1 protein-coding gene and 1 pseudogene are annotated in these 3,841 nt (G+C 65.1%); both read left to right on the top strand.

The window, feature by feature from the left end; all coding sequences use genetic code 11:
- Nucleotides 1-3,145, top strand: a 3,145-nt coding sequence (gene gltB, locus EOA24_RS30150; RefSeq protein ID WP_127410386.1) for a glutamate synthase large subunit, incomplete at its 5' end; no start/stop codon positions are given.
- Between the two features lie 191 nt (nt 3,146-3,336).
- A pseudogene (gltD, locus tag EOA24_RS30155) lies at nt 3,337-3,841 on the top strand (glutamate synthase); the annotation flags it as partial.

Genomic DNA, 3,841 nt, shown 5'->3' on the forward strand with positions numbered 1-3,841 from the left:
GATGGGCACCGACACGACGATTTCGGCGATGTCGGACAGATCGAAGCTGCTCTACACCTATTTCAAGCAGAACTTCGCCCAGGTCACCAACCCGCCGATCGACCCGATCCGTGAGGAGCTGGTGATGAGCCTGGTGTCCTTCATCGGGCCGCGGCCGAACATCTTCGACCTGGTCGGCACATCGCGCCGCAAGCGGCTCGAGGTGCGCCAGCCGATCCTGACCAACGGCGATCTCGAAAAGATCCGCTCCATCGGCCACACCGAGGACCGTTTCGACACCAAGACGATCGACATCACCTACGGCTCGAACGAGGGCGCCGCGGGCATGCAGGGCGCCATCGACCGGCTCTGCGAGCGCGCGGAGGCGGCGGTCGCCGGCGGCTACAACATCATCATCCTGTCGGACCGTCAGGTCGGCCCCGACCGCATCGCCATTCCAGCCCTTTTGGCCACGGCGGCGGTGCACCACCACCTGATCCGCAAGGGGTTGCGCACGTCGGTCGGCCTCGTCGTCGAGTCCGGCGAGCCGCGCGAGGTGCATCATTTCTGCTGCCTCGCCGGCTATGGCGCCGAGGCGATCAACCCTTATCTTGCCTTCGACACGCTGCTCGACATGCACAAGCGCGGCGAGCTGCCGGCCGAGGTCGACAAATACGAGGTGGTCTCGCGCTACATCAAGTCGATCGGCAAGGGCATCCTCAAGGTGATGTCCAAGATGGGCATCTCGACCTACCAGTCCTATTGCGGCGCGCAGATCTTCGACGCGATCGGGTTGAAGTCCGATTTCGTCGAGAAGTATTTCACCGGCACCGCGACGCTGATCGAAGGCGTCGGACTGGACGAGGTCGCCGCCGAGACGCTCAGCCGCCATGCGGACGCCTTCGGCAGCGATCCGGTGCTGCGCAACAGCCTGGAGGTCGGCGGCGAATACATGTTCCGCATGCGCGGCGAGGCGCATATGTGGTCGCCGGATGCAGTCGCTACCTTGCAGCATGCCGTGCGGCAGGGGTCCTGGGACACGTTCAAGGAGTATTCGGCGCAGATCGACAGCGCGACCGCGCGGGCGCAAACCATCCGCGGCCTGTTCAAGATCAAGCTGGCCGAAGAAACCGGCCGCAAGAAGGTCGCGATCGAGGATGTCATGCCGGCGGCCGAGATCGTGAAGCGCTTCTCGACCGGGGCGATGTCGTTCGGATCGATCTCACGCGAGGCGCACACCACGCTGGCGCGCGCCATGAACCAGATCGGCGGCAAGTCGAACACCGGCGAAGGTGGCGAAGAGGCCGACCGCTATCTGCCGCTGCCCGGCGGCGGCAAGAACCCGGAACGTTCGGCGATCAAGCAGGTCGCTTCGGGACGGTTCGGCGTCACGGCGGAGTATCTGGTCAATTCCGACGTCATGCAGATCAAGGTGGCGCAAGGCGCCAAGCCCGGCGAGGGCGGCCAGCTGCCTGGTCACAAGGTCGACGCCACCATCGCCAAGGTCAGGCACTCGACGCCGGGCGTCGGCCTTATCTCGCCGCCGCCGCATCACGACATCTATTCGATCGAGGATCTGGCGCAGCTGATCTACGACCTGAAGAACGTCAATCCGGCAGCCGACGTCTCGGTCAAGCTGGTGTCGGAAGTCGGCGTCGGCACGGTCGCGGCGGGCGTCGCCAAGGCGCGCGCCGACCACATCACCATCTCCGGCTATGATGGCGGCACCGGCGCTTCGCCGCTGACCTCGCTCAAGCATGCCGGCAGCCCGTGGGAAATGGGCCTTGCCGAGACGCATCAGACGCTGGTGCTCAACGGCTTGCGCAGCAGAGTCGCGCTGCAGGTCGATGGCGGGTTGCGCACCGGGCGCGACGTCATCATCGGCGCGCTGCTCGGCGCCGACGAGTTCGGCTTCTCGACCGCGCCGCTGATCGCGGCGGGCTGCATCATGATGCGCAAGTGCCACCTCAACACCTGCCCGGTCGGCGTGGCGACGCAGGATCCGGTGCTGCGCAAGCGCTTCAAGGGCACGCCCGAGCATGTCATCAACTTCTTCTTCTATGTGGCGGAAGAGGTGCGTGCACTGCTCGCCGAAATGGGCTTCACCCATCTCGACCAGATCATCGGCGACAGCGACCTCCTGGAAAAACGCGACGTGATCCAGCACTGGAAGGCGCGCGGGCTCGACTTCTCGAAGATGTTCTTCAAGCCCGACGCGCCGCATGAGGCGCTGCACTGGACCGAGCGGCAGAAGCATCCGATCGACGACGTGCTCGACCGCAAGCTGATCGAGCTGGCTAAGCCGGCGCTCGAAGCCAGACAGCCCGTCACCATCGAGCTGCCGATCCGCAACGTCGACCGCTCCGCTGGCGCCATGCTGTCGGGCGAGGTCGCCAAACGCTTCAAGCACAAGGGCCTTCGGGAAGACACGATCCAGGTGAAGCTCACCGGCACGGCCGGCCAGTCCTTCGGCGCGTTTCTCGCGCGCGGCGTGTCGTTCGAGCTGGTCGGCGCCGGCAACGACTATGTCGGCAAGGGCCTGTCGGGCGGCCGCATCGTCATCCGCCCGCCGGAAGAAGCCAAGATCGTCGCAGCGGAATCGATCATCGTCGGCAACACGGTGCTCTATGGCGCCACCGAGGGCGAGGCTTACTTCGCCGGCGTGGCCGGCGAGCGCTTCGCCGTGCGCAATTCGGGCGTGGCGGCTGTCGTCGAGGGCGTCGGCGACCATGGCTGCGAATACATGACTGGCGGCATCGTCGTCGTGCTCGGCAAGACCGGGCGCAACTTCGCGGCCGGCATGTCGGGCGGCGTCGCCTATGTGCTGGACGAGAAGGGCGATTTCGCCGAACGCTGCAACATGGCGATGGTCGAGCTGGAGCCGGTCCCGGAAGAGGACGATTTGATGGAGAAGCTGCTCCATCACGGCGGCGACCTCGACCACAAGGGCCGCGTCGACGTGTCGGGCGACATGACCAGCCATGACGAGGAACGGCTCTACCAGCTGATCTCGAACCACGTGCATTACACCGGCTCGGTGCGCGGCCGCGAGATCCTGGACGACTGGCAGAACTTCCGGCCGAAATTCCGCAAGATCATGCCGGTGGAGTATCGCCGCGCCCTGATCGAGATGGAACGCATGCGCATGAGCGTGGCGGCGGAATAGGCATCGGGCATGGCCGGAAAGATGACTTTCCGGCCGGCATCCTCACCAACAATCCTGACCCCGAGAGCATGACCCCGCAAAGTGGGAACTCGGCGAAGGTCATGCTCCAGCAAGGTGCGGTTGCCATGGCGGCCTTATGGGGTTAACGGGTGCGCGACAAAAGCGTGCCTTCGGACAGCAGGGACTGGACTATGGGCAAGGTAACAGGCTTCCTCGAGATCGACCGGCAGGTGCACAAGTACCAGCCGGCCTCCGACCGCATCCGGCATTTCCGCGAATTCACGCTGCCGATGTCGGACAAGGAGGTCGAGAAACAGGCCGCGCGCTGCATGGATTGCGGCATTCCGTTCTGCCATGGGCCGACCGGCTGCCCAATCCACAACCAGATCCCGGACTGGAACGATCTCGTCTACAATGGCGACTGGGATAGCGCGATCCGCAACCTGCATTCGACCAACAATTTCCCGGAATTCACCGGCCGCATCTGCCCGGCGCCCTGCGAGGAAGCCTGCACGCTGAACCTCGAAGACATTCCGGTCGCCATCAAGACGGTCGAGCAGGCGATCGCCGACAAGGCCTATGAGACCGGCCATATCCGGCCCTATCCGCCCGAGAAGAAGACCGGCAAGCGTGTCGCCGTGATCGGCTCCGGCCCGTCCGGCATGGCGGCCGCCCAGCAGCTCGGCCGCGCCGGGC

The sequence above is a fragment of the Mesorhizobium sp. M2A.F.Ca.ET.039.01.1.1 genome (genome assembly GCF_003998035.1).
In the GTDB taxonomy this organism is placed as follows: Bacteria; Pseudomonadota; Alphaproteobacteria; order Rhizobiales; family Rhizobiaceae; genus Mesorhizobium.